Source organism: Pedobacter sp. UBA5917 (assembly GCF_002432345.1).
Lineage (GTDB): Bacteria > Bacteroidota > Bacteroidia > Sphingobacteriales > Sphingobacteriaceae > Pedobacter.
The window spans coordinates 1-21,121 of the sequence record NZ_DJDT01000162.1 but is presented as its reverse complement, the minus strand read 5'-3'; the positions used below and the strand labels follow the sequence as shown (position 1 = coordinate 21,121).

Below are 21,121 nucleotides of genomic sequence, written 5' to 3'. Positions count from 1 at the left end.
GGTTAATCGTATAAATTGGTTAACTGGTTAATTGTGTTAACTAACTGAGCAATTAACCGATTAACCCAACAATAAAAACAATTTAAAAACTAAAATATAACTCCGGACTTCCGACTAAGGATTACGGACTTTTTAAACACCCCATCATCATGAAACTTAATTTGAACATCCAACCTTTAAACACCTGGTTAAACGTAAACAACGAACCATTAATCATTTCTGGTCCTTGTAGCGCAGAAACTGAAGAGCAATTATTAACTACAGCACATTTATTGGCTGCTACCGGTAAAGTATCAGTATTGAGAGCTGGTATCTGGAAACCACGTACCCGTCCGGGAGAATTCGAAGGTATCGGAAGTATTGGTTTAGAGTGGTTAAAACGCGCAAAAGCAGAAACAGGTTTACCAACAGCGGTAGAGGTTGCAAATGCAAAACACGTTGAAGAGGCTTTGGCAGCTGGTGTAGATATCCTTTGGATCGGTGCACGTTCTACCGTAAATCCTTTCACTGTTCAGGAAATTGCTGATGCTTTAAAAGGCCATGATGTTCCTGTGTTGATCAAAAACCCGGTTAACCCTGATTTACAGTTATGGATCGGTGCCATCGAGCGTATCAACGGTGCAGGTATCACTAAAATCGGCGCCATCCACCGTGGTTTCTCTTCATTCGAGAAAAGTTCTTTCCGTAACGAACCAATGTGGGAACTTGCTATCCAGTTAAAAACACTTTGCCCTGATTTACCGATCATCAACGATCCAAGCCACATCTGCGGTAACCGCGAACTGATCCCTTACATTTCTCAAAAAGCATTGGATTTGGATATGCAGGGATTGATGATCGAATCGCACGTAGATCCTTCAGTTGCATGGACAGATGCTAAACAACAAGTTACCCCTGCTGCTTTATCAGAATTGGTTGACCGCTTAACTGTTCGCGAACCAGAGGTAGCAAACGAAGCTTCTGCTGACAAATTAGCTGAATTACGTAAATCAATTGATAAAATTGACGACATCTTATTGCAAAAATTAGGTGAGCGTATGGCCATCGTTGCAAAAATCGGCGAATTTAAACGCGATAACCAGGTAACTATTTTACAGGTTAACCGTTGGGATGCAATCATCCAGAAAGGTCAGGCTTTTGCAAAAGCTTTAAAATTAGACCTAAACTTTACCGAAAAATTCTTAGAATTGGTGCACGGCGAATCAATCCGCAAACAAACCGAAATTATGAATGCCGGCAAAGCTGAACAGGGCATTGCTGCAGAGCAACATAACGAGGTTAAAGCATAGATAGCTTAAAGCTGAAAGACTAAAGCTAAAAGCAATGTCTAACAGCAGTGTCATCCTGAGCATGTCGAAGGAATATGACAATTAATAATATATAATGTGGTGTCAGGTGTTTCCACCTGACACCTACATTTAAGAATAAAACAGAATAAAATGTCGAAAAATGCCTTAGTTTCTTTTAAAGGAACCAAGAATATTAATACGGAAATCCAGTTAACGGGCTCGAAAAGCGAATGCAACAGGGCCTTAATTATTAGCGCTTTAAGCAAGAAACTGGTTAAAGTAGAAAATCTATCCAATGCAGCCGATACGGTAACATTAAATGGTATCCTAAATAAGTTGGGGGTTGAGGGTAATGAGTTGGGAGGAGATTCCAAACTGAAAACTGCAAACTCCGAACTGGTTGATGTTGGCCCGGCGGGTACAGCGATGCGTTTTCTTTCTGCCTATCTTTCTGCTAAAAACGGAAATTTCCTGTTAACCGGAACCGAACGGATGAAACAACGTCCTATCGGGATTTTGGCCGAAGCTTTAAAAACAATCGGAGCAGATATTTCGTATGCTGAGGCAGAAGGTTTCCCTCCATTGAATATTGTTGGCCCACTGGATCAGAAAACGGCCGAGGTAAAGATTAAAGGCGATATCAGCAGTCAGTATATTTCAGCCTTACTGATGATTGCCCCTATCCTACCGCAGGGTTTAACCTTAGAAATTGAAGGTGAACTTACCTCTAAGCCATATGTTGACATGACACTGGATATGCTTGCAGAAGTTGGTATTGAGCACAGTTGGAATGGAAATTCGATTTCGATTAAACCACAGGCCTTTAAGCAGGGTACTTTGGTTGTTGAGCCTGATTGGAGTGCAGCTTCTTACTGGTACAGCATTGCAGCCCTGGCTGATGAAGCAGAAATCGGTTTACCCGCTTTAAAAGAGAAAAGTTTACAGGGTGATAGCCAGATCAAAAATATCATGAAGATTTTTGGTATCGCCACCAGTAAAACCGATAAAGGTATTGCGATTAGCAACCTTGGACTTACCTTGGATACAAAAGAAGTTTTAGACTTAAAAACCTGCCCTGATTTAGCACAGACAATTGTGGTTATTGCGGCAGCTTTAGGCAAAAACATGGCTTTTACAGGTTTAGAAACGCTAAAAATCAAAGAAACCGACCGTATTGCAGCTCTTCAGAACGAGTTGGCAAAAATCGGGGTTACCTTAACTGAAAATAACCTTATTTACACCTTAAATACCGATAATCTTCACTTTCCGGAGAAAATTACCATCGCAACTTACGAGGACCACCGTATGGCTATGGCTTTTGCTCCACTTGCACTATTGATTAACGAAGTTGAAATTGAAGAAATGCAGGTAGTAGAAAAATCTTATCCTTTTTACTGGGAAGACCTGAAAAAAGCGGGATTCGGGGTACAGGAGATTTGAGATACTAGATATAAGACGTGAGATTGAGGTACTAGAGAGGTGAAATTCTCAAATCAAATATATCAATTCTAGTATCTAGTATAAAATAATTTAAATTAAAAAACTGAAGTTTAGATATGAATTGGGTACTTCTCAAATCCCATATCTAGCTTCTCACATCTAATATATATGGCAGGCAACTCATTCGGACAACTATTCCGCATCACAACTTTTGGCGAATCTCATGGCGTAGCCATTGGGGTAATTATTGATGGCTGTCCGGCACAATTGGATATCGATATGGATTTTATCCAATCTGAGCTTGATAAGCGCAAACCGGGTCAATCCAAAATTACCACGCAAAGAAAAGAAAGTGATACTGTTCAGGTTTTGTCGGGCATTTTTGAAGGAAAAAGTACTGGCACCCCAATTGCGCTTTTAATCCCGAATGAAGATCAGCGTTCGAAAGATTACGGACATAATGTTGATGTTTACCGCCCCAGTCATGCCGATTATGTTTACGATGCAAAATACGGTATCCGCGATCACCGAGGTGGTGGACGTTCTTCGGCACGCGAAACCGCTGCACGTGTAGCTGCAGGTGCCATTGCCAAACTGTTTTTAAAACAACAGGGCATCGAAATTTTTGCACATGTAACATCGGTAGGCACCATCGAAGCGCCTAACTTAGAAAGCAACGATTTATCAGCACTGTTAAATATCAGGGAAGAAAACATTGTACGCTGTGCAGATCCTGCAACAGCACACGAAATGATCGAATTTATTGATTCGGTTAGAAAAGATGGTGATACCGTTGGCGGTAAAATCGGTTGCGTAATAAAAGGTTGTCCAGCTGGTTTAGGCGAACCTGTTTTCGATAAATTACATGCCGATTTAGGCAAGGCCATGTTAAGTATCAATGCTGTTCATGGTTTCGAGTATGGTTCGGGCTTTGCGGGAAGCGAATTACGTGGATCGCAGCATAACGATGTTCCTCAACCAAAGGCTGCCGATTCGAAAGTATTTAAAACCACCACCAATTATGCAGGTGGTATTTTAGGCGGCATTTCTAACGGAATGGATATTACTTTTAAAGTAGCTTTTAAACCCGTTGCTACCATTATGCACAACCAGCAGACCATTAATGCTGCCGGCGAAGCTGCAGAGATTAAAGGAAAAGGCAGGCACGATCCATGTGTAGTGCCGAGAGCGGTTGTAATTGTTGAAGCCATGGCTGCATTGGTTTTGGCTGATCAGTTTTTAAGAAACAAAGCAAGCGTAATTTAAATATGAAAATCATTACTTTTCTATTCTTGTTCATCAGTATTAATGGCTTTGCACAAAGCTATCAGAAGCAGATTGCAAAACACCGTGAAGCCTATAAAGAAGATTTTATTAAAGATAGTAACTCACCTTTAAAGAAAAGCGATTTGCAAAATCTTCATTTTTATGATGTGGACAGTACTTATAAAGTTTTAGCGGCGGTAGAATTATTAAAAAATGAAAAGGTTTTCAAAATGCCGACTTTCGACGGCAGCAGCAGCGATTATTACCGCTATGCCCACATCAATTTCAGTTTGGGCGGTAAAGCAATCCAGATGACTTTATACAGGAGTGTTGCACTATCAACCAACCCCGTATATAAAGACCACCTCTTTTTACCCTTTACAGACGAAACCAATAATAAGGAAACTTATGGAGGCGGCCGTTACATCGATCTGGATACGAAAGAAATCAATGATAACCGCATAGAAATCGATTTTAACAAAGCTTATAATCCTTATTGTGCTTACAGCGACGGTTACCGTTGCCCGGTACCCCCAGAAGAAAACGACTTGCAATTGGCTGTAAAAGCCGGCGAAAAAGCATATACAGGCAAGAAGAAACACCAAAAGTAGAATTTAGACTACATTTTTCAAAAAAAGTGTTGACTTAATTCTGCTTTAATAATACATTTTAATTAAATTACAAACATTAATTAAAATCCCCTGTTCTCTTTAAAATCCCTTCCCTAAATGATGTATAGCTGCATAATTATTGATGATAACGAAATTGAAAGAGATGCCATTGAAATGCATCTCCGAAAAATACCTTCGTTAAATATTCTGGCAATATGTAGTAATGGTATAGAGGCTTCACAGATCTTATCCACAACACCGGTAGATATTGTTTACTCAGATATCGATATGCCTGAACTTTCGGGTATGGAACTTTTAAAAAGCCTGAAGAAACAACCTCTTTTTATTTTTATTACTTCATTTACAGAGTATGCAGCTGAGGGTTTTAATCTCGATGCCTTAGATTTTATTGTTAAACCAGCTACTTTCGAAAGGATTTTCAAAGCAACAAATAAGGCAATCGAATACCTCGAATTAAAGAAACTGGTAAGAAAAGAGCCGCAACAACAGGCAGATAATTCGGTGAATGAAGATGGCGATGATCATTTCTTTTTTAGGGAAACCAAAGGAATCACCAAGTTAAAATATGATGATGTAATCTACATTGAAAGTATGGGCGATTTTTCTAAATTGTTTACCCGAAACGATAAACATATTGTACTGGTTGGTCTTAAAAACCTGGAAAAACAATTGCCATCAAAAATTTTTTCGAGGGTACATAAACAGTATATCATTAATATCAACCACATTACTACCTTAACCAATCACGAGGTACATTTAACGCATAATTTCATTGTTCCGATCAGTGCATCCAACAGACAGGAACTACTGGAAAAATCGATCGATAAAAAAATTCTTTCGAGGTTTATGAAATAATTATAACTGCCTCGTTTGTCATTCTGAAAGAAGTAAAACATCTTTTTGTAATTCGGAGGCATTTTTGCAGTAAATGTGTTTAGATAGCTATCTCAATAGATTTCTCCACGTCATTGCACTCGGTCGAAATGACGATAACTTAGAGAGAAGTTATATGTGATTACTACTTACTCAAAGTAATGGTAAAACAACTTCCTCCACCAGGATTAGTGCTGGCCTTGATTTCGCCAGCCATTAAACCTATAAAAGTTCTGCAGAGCAATAAACCCAATCCTGTTCCTTTTTCTTTGTTGGTTCCCAAAGTACTTACCCCGGCACCAAGATAACCAGGTTTATTAAAATGGTTTAATTGAACCTCGGTTAAACCGACACCAGTATCAGAAATTTTGATTTCCAACCGATTAGCCAGGCTTGCCGCGTTAATTTCTATGGCGCCGCCAACAGGTGTAAATTTAATGGCATTACTGATCAGGTTCCTGATTACCAGACTTAACATATTCTCGTCAGCCTTACAAAACGTACCACTTGAAATCAGGTTTTGAAGATTAATCTGTTTTTGATCTGCATTGTCCTGCAGGGAATGGATTACTTCTGTGGTTAAGTGCTCTATATCCAGATTTTCTAAATAAGGATTAAAACCCTGCATCTGGCTGGCAGCCCAATTGAGCAGGTTTTCCATCATGGTAGAAGTATAAGTGAGGTTATTTTTCAAAGATGCAGCATAACGGTTCAATTTCTCCTGCTCAATGTTCCCTCCCTCCAATAGCTGCATAAACGAAATCAACGAATTTACAGGCGTACGCATATCGTGGCTTACCACGCTAAAAATACGGTCTTTAACCTTACTTAATTGCTCTAATTCCCTTTTTTGGTTATTGATAATTTTGTTCAGTCTGGTTGTTTTCCGTTGGTTTAAAAAAATTACTACTGCGATAATCAGGATTAAAACGGTTGCAATGCTTAAAAATATTTTGATACGACCGTCAAATTTAATCTGTTGGTCCTGCCTGCTGATCTGCTTATCTTTTATACTTGCAGCCAGCTGTGCCTGGTATTTAGCTCTTGCGAATTTACCCTCCTGTGCCAAACGCTGGATATCAAGATCTGCCTTGGCTTTCTGAAACGTTAACAGATCCAGTGCTTTTTCTTTGGCCGTAAGTGCCAATTGCTGCCTTTTAAGGGTAAGTTCCTGCTGCTGCCTTTTGAGTTCCCCTTCAGTAAGTTTCTGTTTTAACAAATAATCGCGCTCTTTCACATTAAAATCGAGCTGCATCTGCCTTCTGGTGATTTCTTTTTCCTTATCCTCGTTAAAAATCTGATCCCTTACCTTTATATATTGCCGGTAATAGGCCAGCGATTTATTGTAATCCTTTTGCTTTTCGTAAACCGTACTCAGGCCTAAGCTGGCATCCTTTTCCGTTTCTAAAAATCTATTCTCCTCAGCTATTTTTAAACTGCTGCCCAAAAGGGAAATGGCATTTTCGAAATCATTTTCCCGTTGATAAAAATTGCCCAATGCATATAAAGTAGAAGCATAAGCCTCCTTATCATCGCCATTTTTGCTTAATTCGATCGATTTTTGGTAAGATTTAAGTGCTGCATCTTTTTGTCCGATCGAGCTGTACAGATCGGCCAGATCACGCTTTGTGGTGGCTATAATCCCAACATCTTTAATCGCTTCTGCAACCTTTAACGATTTGTTGTAATATTCTAAAGCCAGTTTAATTTTCTGACCGGGCAGTACATTCATCTGCATCAGTTCGCTATCTGACGCTTCAAAATAATTATTTCCGATCAGGCCATAAACAACAGCTACCCCCCTGGCATTTTCGCCTTCTTTTGCAAACACCTTTAAAGCCATTTTCAGATACACCAGTGCCTGGCTTTGGTTTCCTAAACGCTGATAAATGCTTGAAATATTGGTATAACAACTCGCCATATCGGTTTCGTTGCCCATTTTTTCGTAAATTGAGATGGCTTTTTGGTTAACTTCAAGCGACTTTATATAATCAGGAATATTGCCATAAAGCGCACCGAGATTGAGGTAGGTACCAGCCTCCATATCAAGGTTGCCTATCGAAGAAAATTCGGTTACTGCGATTAAATAGTTTTCTTCTGCCTTTTGATAGTTCGATCGGCCGTGGTACATTAAAGCCCTGCGGTAATAAGCCATTGCAGAAAACTTTTTGAGGTTTTTTTCGTGCGAAAGCTGTATCGTTTTATCCAGGTATTCTTCTGCCTTGTCCACATTTTTCATCCTCATGTACTGGCGGTAAACTTCCGTCAATATTTTAATCTTGGTCGAATCTGTTTTCTGGTTCTTCTGGTTAACCGTTAACAAACTATCGAGTTTCTTTTGGGGTGCATTAATTTGCGCAGAAACAGTTATTCCAAAAAATAGAAACAACAAAAATGTAGCGCCCATTTTAAATAAGGCACAGGTATTCATCTGTCTATTAACAAAGCAGCACACCATCGTCCTATAAAAAATCTAGTCGTTAATTTTATTGGAAACGGTATACAAAAAAGCTTGAAAATTACAGTGTTTCACAGAGGTGATGATATAAAACATACTGGAATAAAAAATATTGTTTGGATATATAAAAGTATATAAAAATTCCATTACTAAGTAACCGGATTATTACCTAATACGTAAAAAAGTAATTTATTTATTTGTTTTAAACAAAAAAAGGTTTAAGCACCTATAAAGTAAGCACTTAAACCTTTCTATTAAATTCAAATATATTTTAAATTATTAAAAAAGTGCCGGATATTTAGCCGGATTAGCATCATGCATCATCTGATAAACGGTTTCAATTACATCATCAACCGATGGTTTACTGAAATAATCGCCATCCGAACCAAAGGGCGGACGGTGTGCCTTAGCAGATAATGTTTTAGGCTGTCCATCTAAATGGAAATATCCTTTTTGGTCTTCCAATACTTTTTGCAGAATATAGGCCGAAGCTCCTCCTGGTACATCTTCATCAACAACCAACAGTTTATTGGTTTTGGAAAGCGAATTCACACAGATCTGATCAATATCAAAAGGTAAAAGTGTTTGTGGATCAATAATCTCAACAGAAATACCCAAAAGCGCCAACTCTTCTGCTGCTTCCTGAACAACCCTTAAAGATGATCCATAAGAAACCACGGTAATATCGGTTCCCTCTTCCAAAACTTCTGCTTTTCCTAAAGGAACAGTAAAATCGCCAACATTAACAGGTAATTTTTCTTTCAAACGGTAACCGTTCAGGCATTCGATTACAACAGCGGGTTCGTCTGCCCTAAAAAGCGTATTGTACATGCCTGCCGCCTGTGTCATGTTACGTGGTACACATAAGTGCATGCCTCTTAACGATCCCAACAACATGCTGATAGGAGAACCCGAATGCCAGATCCCTTCTAAGCGGTGGCCGCGTGTACGCACAATCACCGGTGCTTTCTGGATCCCTTTGGTACGGTAAGCAAGCGAAGCAAGGTCATCACTAAGCACATTGAGCGCAAAAATCAGGTAATCAAGATACTGTATCTCTGCGATCGGTTTTAAACCGCGTAAGGCTAAACCAATCCCCTGCCCCATAATCGTCATTTCCCTGATTCCGGTATCGGTAATCCTTAATTCGCCGTATTTGGCCTGTAAACCGGCAAAACCCTGATTAACGTCGCCAATATTCCCTAAATCTTCACCAAAAGCCACCAAACGCTGGTCGCGGGCAAAGTTTTCGTTAAAACAAGCGTTTAGGACCTCCCTGCCATCAACCATTTTAGAAAGATCGTCGTAAGCTGCAGCAATTACAGGAATATTTGCAGGACTTTCCTTTCCATCGGTATGCAGTTTAGAATTATATCTATCGTGATTCAGAACGCCCTGTTCCTTGTACCACTTTAACAGTTCGCTGCGTTCGGCCGAATTATTGCCTGCTGAAACACGGATGGCTTTACGCACCGCGGTAAAAACCTCCCTGCGTTGCGCATCGGTAGTTGAGGCCAGGTTAGCTGCAATTTTTGCCAGCTCAGGCTGCTCTTTTGCAACAGCATTTATTAAATCTATAGCCTGTTTCTGTTCCGGTTTAATGCTCTCCAAAAATTCATCCCAGGCTTCTTTCTGTGCATTACGAACAAAAATTTTAGCATTTTTTTCAATTTCGGCAATTTCCTCTTCTGTGGCAACAGCCGAATCGAGCATCCACGCACGCATTTTCACGATACAATCGTGCTCAGTTTCCCAATTAAGGCGTTCTTTCGATTTATACCTTTCGTGCGAACCCGAAGTTGAATGCCCTTGTGGCTGTGTAAGTTCGGTAACATGGATCAGCACCGGAACATGCTCATCACGGCACACATTGATCGCTTTTTCGTAAACCTCGCATAAAGCGGGATAATCCCAACCGTTTACTTTATAAATTTCGTAACCCGGTTTTTCTGGTTCGCGCTGGAATCCCTTTAAAACTTCTGAAATATCTTCTTTGGTTGTCTGATATTTTGCTGGAACGGAAATTCCATAGGCATCATCCCAGATGGAAATCGCCATCGGGATCTGTAACACACCTGCAGCATTAATGGCTTCGAAAAACACTCCTTCTGATGTTGAAGCATTGCCAATGGTACCAAATGCCACCTCGTTTCCGTTAACCGAAAAATGTTTTAAATAATCAAGCTCCCTGTTTTCCCTGAATAATTTAGAGGCATAAGCTAACCCAACCAAACGGGCCATCTGCCCACCTGTTGGCGAAATATCAGAAGAGCAGTTTTTAATCTGCGTAAGATCGTTCCAGCTGCCATCTTCGTTAACCGATTTTGTTGCAAAATGGCAGTTCATCTGCCTCCCGCCCGAAAAAGGATCTGCCCCTTCGGTTGGGTTTGCATAAAGCTGTGCAAAAAATTCTTTTATGGTAGAAATGCCTGTTGCAAAGGCAAAAGTCTGATCACGGTAGTAGCCCGAACGCCAGTCGCCGTTCTTAAAAGCCTTGGCCATGGCTATCTGCGGTACCTCTTTACCATCGCCAAAAATACCAAATTTGGCCTTCCCCGTTAACACTTCCCTACGGCCTAAAATACTGGCCTGCCTACTCTCACAGGCTATTTTGTAGTCGTTTATAACGATCGATTTAAAATCGTCAAAACTCAGTTCGGAAGCATTAATAGCGTTGGTCATCAATTTTTCATTCGGCATAGTAATCAAAGATTGGTTGCGGCAAATATATACAAAATTAAAAGTTTGCCTTTATCCTCGATTGTAAAATTATATATGGAATAAGAAAATAATATTTGGAATAGTTTTTGTTTTACATTGAAAACATTAAATTTGTTTTAGATATTTTAAAAAATAAATTACACCCAAATAACATGAAAAAGATCTTAGTATTATTCGCTTTTGTATTAGGTTTCGGTATCGCTGCAAATGCTCAGTCTAAACCTGCTGAATTTAAATTCGAAACTGAAACGCATGATTTCGGTAAAATTGTTTTGAACAAACCGGTAACTTTCGATTTCAAATACACAAACGTTGGCGAAGAGCCGTTAATTATCAGCAAAGCTGAAGCTAGCTGTGGCTGTACAGTGCCAAAATACACTTCTACCCCATTGAAAAAAGGTGAAACAGGTGTTATTTCTGTAACTTTTAATGCTGCTGCAGGTCCTTCAACTTTCTCTAAAGCTGTTACCATCACTTCTAACGCTAAAACGCCGATCAAGGTGCTTTATATTAAAGGTGAAACTGTAGCTTCTGCTTCAAAGTAATTTTTTAACCGATAATATTTAAAAAGTCCCGATTTTCATCGGGACTTTTTTATTTTTGTGCCATGCCAAAAATTTCACAAAAAGGCGTGCAGATGCCTGCATCGCCGATCAGAAAATTAACTCCTTATGCCGATCAAGCAAAAAAAGATGGTAAAAAAGTTTACCACTTAAATATTGGTCAGCCCGATATAGAAACACCCGAAGGGATGCTGAATGCCATCAAAAACATTGATTTTAATGTTTGGGCCTATACACCATCAGAGGGAACACTTGCCTACCGTTTAAAACTTACCGAATATTATAATAAACTGGGTTACAACATTACACCCGAAAATATTTTGGTTACCGTTGGGGGTTCTGAAGCGATTACCATTGCCATGCAGACCTGCGTTAACGAAGGTGATGAAATTATTATCCCTGAGCCTTTTTATGCCAATTACAACGGTTTTGCCTGTATGAGCAATGTGGTGGTTAAACCAATCCTTTCGTATATCGAAAATGGTTTCGCCCTGCCTCCGATTGCCGAGTTTGAAAAACTGATTACTGAAAAAACAAAGGCTATTATTATCTGTAACCCCAATAATCCTACCGGTTATTTATATTCGAGGGAAGAACTGGAAGCTTTAAAAACACTTTGTGTAAAATACGACCTGTTTTTATTTTCGGATGAGGCTTACCGTGAATTCTGTTATGATGGAAGGGAATTTATTTCGCCGATGCATTTAGACGGACTAGACGAAAATGTAGTGATTATGGATACAGTTTCTAAGCGTTACAGCGCCTGCGGTGCACGTTTGGGCTGTTTGATTACCAAAAACAAAGAAGTGATTGCATCAGGGTTGAAATTTGCACAGGCCAGGTTAAGTCCGGGCATGGTTGAGCAGATTGCCGGTGCGGCCGCTGTAGATACGCCCGATAGCTATTTCGAAAAAGTAAATACCGAATATACTTTACGCCGCGATACTTTGGTTGGCAGATTGAACAATATTGATGGTGTTTTCTGCCCGAATCCGGGTGGTGCATTTTACGTGGTTGCAAAATTCCCGATCGATGATGCCGATAAATTCTGTCAGTGGATTTTAGAAGAATTCAGCCACGAAAACCAAACCGTAATGATGGCACCGGCAACAGGGTTCTACTCTACAGCAGGTTCGGGTAAAAATGAAGTGCGTATGGCTTACGTTTTAAATACCGACGATTTAAATGCAGCAATGGATTGTTTGGAAGTGGCGTTGAAACAATATCCAGGCAGAACTATATAGTTCCAAATATTTTTATTCAAACCCTTATTGCTAATTTCAGTGCGATAAGGGTTTTCTTTTTTTTATATTTTTTTCAAAAAAAATATAAAAACTTTCCATATATTTAAAGTAATTACTTGTTTATCAGTCAATAGTATTATCATTCGCTCTCATTATGATAAATTATTTACGCGTACTATTAATTATTGCCATATGGTTTTCTGCTTGTCGTACAATCAAAATTCCTAAAGATGCAATTATTTCATCTCCTCAAGAGATTATTGAATTAGAACTTCCATCAAACTTGGGGCAAGGATATCAATGGTCTTTGATTGATACCAGTAAATTTGCTGTTGCTGAACATACTTCTAGTAGCAACCCAAATCCAAAGATCTCAACAGATCTTGAGAAATTTAAACTGAGATCAAAATCAAAAAAAGGCGTATTTCATCTAATATTTTACAGCTTACGTCCTTTTGACCCGTTAACGGACACAATTAATGCAGTTAAAATATACAAAACAATCGTTCTCAAATGAAAAAGCTATACTTTCTCATCGCCATTACCTTATCTTGGTCGTCTATATTTTCTCAATCAAAAGGTTTTATTCCTCCAACAGCTGCTGAAGAACAACAAATAATGTTGTCTCACGGTGCTTTTTTTGGAAGTGAGTATATTGTTTATGATGATAATCCTATACCCGAAAATGGTAACATCGATCCCAATGCACGCGCCGTTGATTTGCGTAAACTTGGATATGTAACACCTATAAAAGATCAAAGACAATGTGGAAGCTGCTGGGTATTTTCTACGATTGCATCATACGAATCGGCATACTCATTTCGAAATAACAGAATTCAAATCGACTTGTCTGAACAAAATGCACTAGATTGCTCTAGAGCAGGAAATTGTGGTGGCGGATTTCCTGGATCTTTGATGAAATGGTGGGTTGAAGACCGAAATACAGTAGCAAGTGAACAAGCTCTGCCATATATTGGTACGCAACAATATTGTGTCAATCCACAGGGAAAGTATAAGGCCGTTGCTTGGAATTTTGTTGATCCGACCAAAGGCTGGAATTACATCCCCACAGTTCTGCAGATAAAACGAGCAATTGCAAGGCACGGATCAATTGTAACTGCTATGACGGCTACTTTAAATTTTCAAAGATTTACTGGGAATACAATTTATAATGAGTATACTGGATTACAAGCTCCCAATCATGCAGTGACAATTATTGGATGGGATGATGACAAGGGTTCATGGTTAATAAAAAATTCTTGGGGTACCAACTGGGGTGATCAAGGTTATGGTTGGATTCGTTATGAAAGCAACGGAATCGGAATTGCTTCCATGTGGATTGATGCAGAGGTGAACAATGATGCACAACCTAAAGATCAGGGAGGAGATTATCAAATAGGAATTACAGATAACCTAGCCGACGATCAAATTTACGAAGAAGTGTATCTTACGATAAATGGTAAAACTGAAGTTTTTAGTATAGACAGAAGAACAGCAATATCCTCAAAAAAAATGCTTCAAATTTCGGGAGCATCCACAATTAACTACAGTATTGCATCTAAAACTGTTTTTGTTGACAAAAGTAATATTACAAGAATAGGAATTGGTGCCGGCAGTGGGATACTTACAATTTCAAAAGATTCAAACTTTAGGATCTTTATCAAAAAGTTTCTTAATGACGCCAAAACCAGATATGAAATCATATTAAAATAAAAAAGGAAATTTTCTTCGTACTATAACTAGGGTAACAAATAAGTCATGAAAAAACATCTACTATCGATAACATTCTTATTATCATATTTAACATCAGTTGCACAGCTTTGGAGCTTAAAAGCTGAATATGATCCAGATATAGAAGATATTTGTATCAAACTTAACAGCAATCAATGGGCTATGACATACGACCAATCCAAAAGGAATTTGGCAGATATCTATGAGTCTCTAAATTTTAAGGATTATAATGTTGAAATCATTGAGTGTAACAAAATTAAAAGTTCTGCTATTGCATATTTAGAACCAGTTACAAAAAAAAGATATATTTTAATAAACACATCTGCTTTACAAAATTTAGATAACCGTTATTTTTCGCACATGTTTGTAATTGCCCATGAATTTGCACATCATAAACTCAATCATTTTGGAAGTAACCTTCGTTTAACATTAGAAGCTAAAAGAGAACTTGAATTAGATGCTGACAAATATGCAGCTTCAATTGTTGCTCAAAATAGAGGGACATTAGCAGATTGCATCTACGCGTTGAACGAAATGAAACATCCATCAGTAGACACCTACTATGACCATCCTTCGCTTGATAAAAGAATTGCTGCAGTTAAAACTGGGGTAGGGATAATCCCCCCACCAACATCACCTGTAAATTATAAAAATTACACCAATTTATTCCCAGATATTAATAATCTATCGTTATTATCTTACACATCTGAGGTCAATCCGTGGGACATTACAGAATATTCCAAATCCAGCGGATTTGTTCCGCGCACAATATCATATTATAAAAACAAATATTGGATATATTGGAAAAAGGATGATAATGTGACAAATTACCAAGTATTTTGGAACTATAACAATTACGAATCTTCAACAATAAAAAAATATTTCGATTTAGGATACAACGTTAATTTTATAGAGAAAGTTAACAACAAATGGTTTGTGGTTTTCTGCAAGTTTTCAACGGGCCAATATCCCCAATCACTCTGTGTATTAAACAAATCTGATTTTGTAAATAAAACTACTGCCTATAAGACAAATGTTGAAGAATATCTTAACAAAGGGTATGTGATTAAAAATATAATCCCCTACAACATATCTGGCGATTTACTTTTCATTCTTGACAAGAAGCTTAACGAAGAGAATAAATGGACATGGGCATTTAGAGATGATTATAATGGCATCACGAATTGGATAAAGGATCAGAGTAATGATGGTTACAATTATCTATATACTTACAAAGTGGTTAACAGTCAATTTTTCGGCTTTATGACAAAAACTAAAAGCATTAATCACTGGACGGTCGTTCCTTTTATGGGAAGTGATGTTTCAATCATTACCGATCTAATAACAAAAGGTTATCAAATTGGAAACTTGACAATGGATAATACAAATTTTTGGTTTACGATGGCGCGGTTCACCTATTAATTATCCCTGCCTAATAGACATTATTCTGGTTTAAATCATTATTAAGTAAAAGCACATTGGTGTAACTGTAATTATCGCTCGTCCGAAGATTCTTACATAAATCGTATTAAAGAACATTATCTTCAAATAATTATTAAAGAAACCTTAAAAAAGCACAATTGAAAATAACAAAACTTAATGTAGACTATGAGACTAAAATATTGATTTATTGTAATAGAATAATTATAAGATAGTTATGTTTTACTATTTCATATATGAACTGGCTTTTAATTTGTATCTTTGTCAAAGAGTTATTTTTTGGAAGTGTGTGAAATGCACGTACAAAATTTTAAACAAAAAACCTGGGGCCGTTCTTGGATTTGACAGGGTGGCGAAGGTTATGTTAGCATGCAGTGCGTTGTTCGGAGAGCACTTAAAGTGAACGATCAAATTTTAGTTGGCGAAAATACTTACGCCTTAGCTGCCTAGTTTAGAACTAGCTTAGCTTTTGTCCCTCTAACTGCTGCATTGTTGGGTTAGAATATGGGGCATCGAAACAACAAAGCTGGCTTTAAGGAGATGCGACTTAAAGTGAGATAAAGTATCTAAGGTTATAAATAAGGTCGGTTTTCAGCCCGTTTATTCCCCGAAAATCAATTGAAAAATAAGCATGTAGAAGGTATAATTTATCTCACAACTGGACAAGGGTTCGACTCCCTTCGGCTCCACTGGAATCAGTATCAGAAATCACTGAAAAACACTAAAAGCCTGCAAATCAACGATTTGCAGGCTTTTGTTTTTTGGTATTTAGTGGCTTTTTTGACCAAATAACGCATATGCGAGGTGAGTCAAGCGGTGAGTCAGACTTTTGAATTTTTCGACTCACCGCTTTAGGGGTTAACAATCTGTTAATCAACTAGTTTACCTCGTACACATCTTGACTTTTTTTGACTGCAATCTTAACTTTATTCACCTTTTAAGATTACTTTTATGAAAAGAAATTTCAGTTTACTTTTCTTTCTGAAGAAAGGAAAAACAGATCAACCGGGTACTTCCTCCATCTACATGAGGATTACAATTGAAAAAAAACGTGTCGATCTTGCGACAGGCAAGCAATGTAACGATACGAATTGGTTCGACGGAAAATTAGCAGGAAATTCCAGTCAGGCAAAAACGATCAACCTCTATCTAAGACAGTTAGAATCAAAAGTTCATGAATCACACAGGAACCTGATTATGTTAGGGGAAGAAGTAACAGCTAAAAGTTTAGCAGATGACTTTTTGGGAAAAGGTAGAAAAGTAAGGAAACTCACTGAAGTCTTTGAATCGCACAACAAAGAAATGGCTGAACTTGTTGGTATTGAATTCGCACCGATGACCCTTTTGCGGTACCAAACTGCGCTCAGACATTTAAAGCAATATTTACGAGAAAAATATAAAATTCAGGACATCGATATCAGAAAAATTGATCATCAATTTATAAACGATTATGAATTTTTCCTTAGGACAACAAGGAAATGTAACAACAACTCCGCTGTAAAATATATCAAAAACTTAAAGAAAGTAATTAAACGCTGTCTCGCTAATGGATGGCTCACGCGAGATCCTTTCGCCAATTTTAAAGCCAAAATCAAATTAACCGAACGGCCCTGCCTTTCTGAAGAACAAGTTTCCTCTTTAGAGAACAAGGAATTTAATAATGAACGTTTAAATCGGGTAAGGGACATTTTTTTGTTCAGTTGTTACACAGGACTTGCCTACATCGACATCTACCAATTAAAAAGATCCGAAATCATTGATAGGAATGGGAATGAGAAATGGATAAATATCAATAGGCAAAAAACCGGCACACCAACCCGGTTACCATTATTGCCAAAAGCCAAGGCTTTGCTCAGTAAATATGAAAATCATCCTGTGTGCTTTGATCAAGACAAGGCCTTCCCGGTTAGCTCTAACCAAAAAATGAACGCATACCTGAAAGAGATCGCAGATATATGCAACATAAAAATACCACTCTCCTATCACATTGCACGGCATACTTTTGCCACAACAATTACTCTTCAGAACGGAGTACCGATAGAAACAGTCAGTAAAATGCTCGGGCATAAAGACATTAGAACAACCCAGCACTACGCCAAAACCCTAGATGTAAAAGTGGGGAGGGACATGGCAGAACTCAAAGAAAAATTAGCAGCTGAAAAACCTCTCAACAAAAATACTGTATACAGTTACACCATTACCAAATAAGCCATGACAGAGATCAATAAAATGCTGGTAGAAGAAAACATCATTGCGAAAATCTATCATTTCCGAGACCACAAGGTTATGTTGGATTCAGATCTTGCCGAACTATATACAGTTGAAACCAAACAATTGAAACGGCAGGTAAAAAGAAACCTTTTAAGATTTCCTGGTGATTTTATGTTCGAACTTACCGATGATGAACAGAAAATCCTAAGGCGCCAATTTGGCACCTTAGGACATGGTACATATTCAAAATATGGGAATATGGCATTTACAGAACAAGGAGTTGCAATGCTTTCAAGTGTTTTGAGCAGTGAACGGGCTATTCTGGTGAATATTGAAATCATCAGAACTTTTATCAAAATCCGTTCAACGATTGCACAAAACGTAGTTTTTAAACAAGAAATTGATAAGATTAAAAGCCGTCTTGACAACCAGGATAAGAACTTAGAAATTGTTTTCAAATACTTGGATGAGCTAATCGCTCCTCAAATGTCCGAACCGGTACCAAGAAAGCGTATTGGATTCAAACCAGATATGATTTAAATATCCTAAACTGCAGTGGTCGCAAATTGGAACCACTGCAGTCATAAATATCATGTAAATTAAGTTATGTAATAAGAAGATTCCCAAAATCACTTCCTATATGCTAGAGAAAATTATTTTAAAATCCGGAGCTACCAATCCATTTCAAACGATATTTATCGTATTTTTGTGCGCTATCCCTATATGATTAAAATACATTCCTGCTTCGAAGATGATACGATGGTTATTATCGAACTCTCTAAGGACGAGGATAATAATCACCATTGGCTACATTATGTAAAGATTACCGGGGAGTTTGTTCGCCTCTGGCTCAGAAACCGCGATTTTGCAAACGATGTGGCAGAATACTATTTTGAACAAGGCTTTCTCAAAGTACGCGATAACACAGCAGTATTTATTGAAAAGTTCAACTTTCAGCAACATACACTGCGAAAATTGCCTCCAGGAGTAAAAATTCTCAGCTTAATTGAAACCTACGCTGGAAAAATGAGCAGTCAAGTTTAATCTTGAGTTAAACTTTTTCAAATTCCTTTAATTCTCCACGAAACCTTACTTCCATTTGTGGGATGATACGATGGTGTATAGTTGATAAATCCCAATTGAATTAAATTCTTAATACATTTATGATAGGTACGTGTTGATGAAATTTTACTAATTTTCATCAAGCCACTACGTGTAACTTGGAAACAATCCGCATGTTTTGCCCGCATATAATAATTAATTAATGCGTGCAACAAAGCGGTATCGGTAATCGAAATGTTAATATCCGAACTGATAGTCTCCAAAATAGTCAGCACCTTTTTATTTTTTCCGATTCTAATCATACCTAATACCATTACTTCATTTTTTCTGCCAATAAGTTTTTTCCGTCGAGCAGATTCTCGACTATTTTGGAATCGTAATAGTAAATACTTCCAATTTTTGAAAAAGGAAGCGTTCCATTAATTCTTAAATTTTGAAGGGTCCCCTGAGATATACCCAAAACCTTCCTTACATCATGCCCCTTCAAAAACCTCTTCTTCGCAGGTGAATCAATTTTGACGATTTTTCTGATTTCTTCCAGCAAACCATTTCCAAACTCAACTAGATCTTCTTTAGTTAATATTTCTAAACCCATAATCCTTTCGTCTATTTTTCATAAAATATATACGTATTACAAAGCAGGGGGCTAAAAGCCCCCTGTACAATTGCACTACTACGTACAAAAATTATCTTGTAACTCCTTTTTTTTCCTTGGAAGCCTGCTCCTGTTCGGCTACCACTTCAGGCACTTTATCTACCTCACTTTTTTCCGCTAATCCATGCTTATCTACTGATTTGCTGTAGACCTGTTTGAGATCCATGTCATAAAAGTCTAAAGTCTTAAACTGTGGATTTGCGGTAACAAAGCCATTTGTTTCTTTTCCGTTCTTCATAAAAGAAACTTCATGCAGATTTCCTCTTTCCAAACTTTTTAATAGTTGATCTTTGAAACCTTGCTTATCCATATCAATAAGCTGAAACTTATCAACCGTTCCTGTAAGACTAAAACCATAGGCTTCACCAAATGTATTAGTACTATAACCTTTTTCAGGGCTATGATCCGAGAAGTCCAACTTCATCCATAAATTTGCCTTTTCTCCACTTTTGAGTACCACGTCTTTATTTACAGCACGTCCGGATAGCAAATTATAACTCTCTTTCACCGTCACCCCCTTGCCCTTATTGATATAAAAAGTCTGTTCAAGCTTAGCATCCTGCCCGGGTTTCTGGAGTGAAGCCTGATATTTATTAAAAAAATACAGATCAGATTCCTTGCTTTTAGAAAAATCGAGCACATAAGATATCGCATCACTCAACTCAGGTTTATCCTTAGCATTGGGCATGGGCTGAAAATTCTTAAATTCCAATGAAAACTCTGTAGCACCCTTTTCTATGGCCGCTTTGAGTTTCTCATGAAGTGACTCTCCAAATCCCAAATACTTCAGAGTGTTCTGAAGATAATCTAGATTATTCTCATTCATAACTATAAAGATTAATGATTAAAATTTAATTGATTCATATGTAATTACCCCTTGTTGCCTACCTGGAAAGCCCTGATCTGCCATAACCTCTCGAGTATTCGTTTTTGCTTGACACTGAAGTTGGGTTCTCATTTTCAAGCTTAGTTTTGGACTGGGAATCGGCTGCCATTTGGAGTGCCCTTTGGTAATTTTCATTACGTTCATCCTTCTGCGGAAAGAATCCCCTGTCCCCAGCCATTGCCTTCAGCCCGGTAAAAAGCATGTACGATATTCCGCCATCCATTACAAGCGAAACAACAAGTGCCAACCTATTAGATCGGATGCCTTCAGGAGCGGTACTGCTCGACTGAAAAGTGGTGCCGTCCGGCATTTCGATCTGTCTTCCGTTTCCATAGCGTTCTTTTTGATATGGGGTAAGTGCCATGCCATTGACCATTTCTGGAACACGCAGTCTTGAAGTATCGGTCACTATAAATTCCCTGGTATCCCAATCATACTCGACCATCAGCTTTTTATACCTTCCATCTTGATTGGTTTCTTTGATCAGATTAGCCTTGAGACCTGTTATTAGATCATCTGCCTCCTTAGCAGTAATAATCTCTGGTACTTGGGATTTTTTGTATACCGGATGTACCAGCAGTTCAGTCATTCCTTCTGCATTTTTAGTGAGTGATAGCTTTACGTTCATCTCCTGACCCGCTATACCGCCG

The 21,121-nt window shown here is 38.1% G+C and carries 18 protein-coding genes and 1 other RNA gene; 14 read left to right on the top strand and 5 right to left on the bottom strand.

Going from position 1 to position 21,121, the window contains the following annotated elements; all coding sequences use genetic code 11:
- Positions 1-149 precede the first annotated feature (149 nt).
- From B2V92_RS10480 to B2V92_RS10460, 5 genes are all read left to right on the top strand, one after another.
- Positions 150-1,289: a chorismate mutase gene (locus B2V92_RS10480; RefSeq protein WP_293307601.1), complete on the top strand. Its 1,140-nt coding sequence runs from the start codon at positions 150-152 to the stop codon at positions 1,287-1,289.
- A gap of 150 nt (positions 1,290-1,439) precedes the next feature.
- A complete protein-coding gene (gene aroA / locus B2V92_RS10475) occupies positions 1,440-2,729 on the top strand; it encodes a 3-phosphoshikimate 1-carboxyvinyltransferase (RefSeq protein WP_293307599.1) in 1,290 nt (429 codons plus the stop codon).
- A gap of 168 nt (positions 2,730-2,897) precedes the next feature.
- The gene (gene aroC, locus B2V92_RS10470; RefSeq protein WP_293307597.1) at positions 2,898-3,995 is read left to right on the top strand and encodes a chorismate synthase; all 1,098 of its coding nucleotides are present in this window, start codon (positions 2,898-2,900) and stop codon (positions 3,993-3,995) included.
- A 2-nt stretch (positions 3,996-3,997) separates the two neighbouring features.
- On the top strand, positions 3,998-4,606 hold the full coding sequence (locus tag B2V92_RS10465) for a DUF1684 domain-containing protein (protein WP_293307595.1): 609 nt from the start codon (positions 3,998-4,000) through the stop codon (positions 4,604-4,606).
- A gap of 117 nt (positions 4,607-4,723) precedes the next feature.
- Positions 4,724-5,482, top strand: a complete 759-nt coding sequence (locus tag B2V92_RS10460; RefSeq protein ID WP_293307594.1) for a LytR/AlgR family response regulator transcription factor — start codon at positions 4,724-4,726, stop codon at positions 5,480-5,482.
- 163 nt (positions 5,483-5,645) lie between these two features.
- On the opposite strand, the gene B2V92_RS10455 is transcribed toward B2V92_RS10460, so the two are convergent.
- Positions 5,646-7,931, bottom strand: a complete 2,286-nt coding sequence (locus B2V92_RS10455) for a tetratricopeptide repeat-containing sensor histidine kinase (RefSeq protein ID WP_293307592.1) — start codon at positions 7,929-7,931, stop codon at positions 5,646-5,648.
- A gap of 306 nt (positions 7,932-8,237) precedes the next feature.
- Positions 8,238-10,658 carry an alpha-ketoacid dehydrogenase subunit alpha/beta gene (locus B2V92_RS10450; protein ID WP_293307590.1) on the bottom strand — a complete coding sequence of 807 codons (2,421 nt, stop codon included), beginning with the start codon at positions 10,656-10,658 and terminating at the stop codon, positions 8,238-8,240.
- A 173-nt stretch (positions 10,659-10,831) separates the two neighbouring features.
- Here B2V92_RS10450 and B2V92_RS10445 point away from each other — a divergent pair, with 173 nt between their 5' ends.
- The 9 genes from B2V92_RS10445 (at position 10,832) to B2V92_RS10405 (ending at position 18,912) form a co-directional block, all read left to right on the top strand.
- Positions 10,832-11,224, top strand: a complete 393-nt coding sequence (locus B2V92_RS10445; protein ID WP_293307588.1) for a DUF1573 domain-containing protein — start codon at positions 10,832-10,834, stop codon at positions 11,222-11,224.
- 62 nt (positions 11,225-11,286) lie between these two features.
- A complete protein-coding gene (locus tag B2V92_RS10440; RefSeq protein ID WP_293307586.1) occupies positions 11,287-12,486 on the top strand; it encodes a pyridoxal phosphate-dependent aminotransferase in 1,200 nt (399 codons plus the stop codon).
- Positions 12,487-12,640: 154 nt separating this feature from the next.
- On the top strand, positions 12,641-13,003 hold the full coding sequence (locus B2V92_RS10435) for a hypothetical protein (protein WP_293307584.1): 363 nt from the start codon (positions 12,641-12,643) through the stop codon (positions 13,001-13,003).
- On the top strand, positions 13,000-14,199 hold the full coding sequence (locus tag B2V92_RS10430) for a C1 family peptidase (RefSeq protein ID WP_293307582.1): 1,200 nt from the start codon (positions 13,000-13,002) through the stop codon (positions 14,197-14,199). The genes B2V92_RS10435 and B2V92_RS10430 overlap by 4 nt, the downstream gene beginning before the upstream one ends.
- Positions 14,200-14,244: 45 nt before the next feature.
- The gene (locus B2V92_RS10425) at positions 14,245-15,639 is read left to right on the top strand and encodes a hypothetical protein (protein WP_293307580.1); all 1,395 of its coding nucleotides are present in this window, start codon (positions 14,245-14,247) and stop codon (positions 15,637-15,639) included.
- A gap of 343 nt (positions 15,640-15,982) precedes the next feature.
- Positions 15,983-16,349, top strand: a transfer-messenger RNA (tmRNA) gene (gene ssrA, locus B2V92_RS10420).
- Between the two features lie 259 nt (positions 16,350-16,608).
- Positions 16,609-17,865 carry a site-specific integrase gene (locus B2V92_RS10415; RefSeq protein ID WP_293307578.1) on the top strand — a complete coding sequence of 419 codons (1,257 nt, stop codon included), beginning with the start codon at positions 16,609-16,611 and terminating at the stop codon, positions 17,863-17,865.
- A gap of 3 nt (positions 17,866-17,868) precedes the next feature.
- The gene (locus B2V92_RS10410) at positions 17,869-18,408 is read left to right on the top strand and encodes an ORF6N domain-containing protein (RefSeq protein ID WP_293307576.1); all 540 of its coding nucleotides are present in this window, start codon (positions 17,869-17,871) and stop codon (positions 18,406-18,408) included.
- A 183-nt stretch (positions 18,409-18,591) separates the two neighbouring features.
- Positions 18,592-18,912 carry a hypothetical protein gene (locus B2V92_RS10405; RefSeq protein WP_293307574.1) on the top strand — a complete coding sequence of 107 codons (321 nt, stop codon included), beginning with the start codon at positions 18,592-18,594 and terminating at the stop codon, positions 18,910-18,912.
- A 331-nt stretch (positions 18,913-19,243) separates the two neighbouring features.
- Here the strand turns inward: B2V92_RS10405 and B2V92_RS10400 are convergent, their stop codons facing one another.
- The 3 genes from B2V92_RS10400 to B2V92_RS10390 all read right to left on the bottom strand — a co-directional run.
- Positions 19,244-19,525: a helix-turn-helix domain-containing protein gene (locus B2V92_RS10400; RefSeq protein WP_293307572.1), complete on the bottom strand. Its 282-nt coding sequence runs from the start codon at positions 19,523-19,525 to the stop codon at positions 19,244-19,246.
- 91 nt (positions 19,526-19,616) lie between these two features.
- Positions 19,617-20,411: a hypothetical protein gene (locus B2V92_RS10395; RefSeq protein WP_293307570.1), complete on the bottom strand. Its 795-nt coding sequence runs from the start codon at positions 20,409-20,411 to the stop codon at positions 19,617-19,619.
- 58 nt (positions 20,412-20,469) lie between these two features.
- On the bottom strand, positions 20,470-21,121 hold a 652-nt coding region (locus B2V92_RS10390; RefSeq protein ID WP_293307568.1), incomplete at its 5' end, for a hypothetical protein.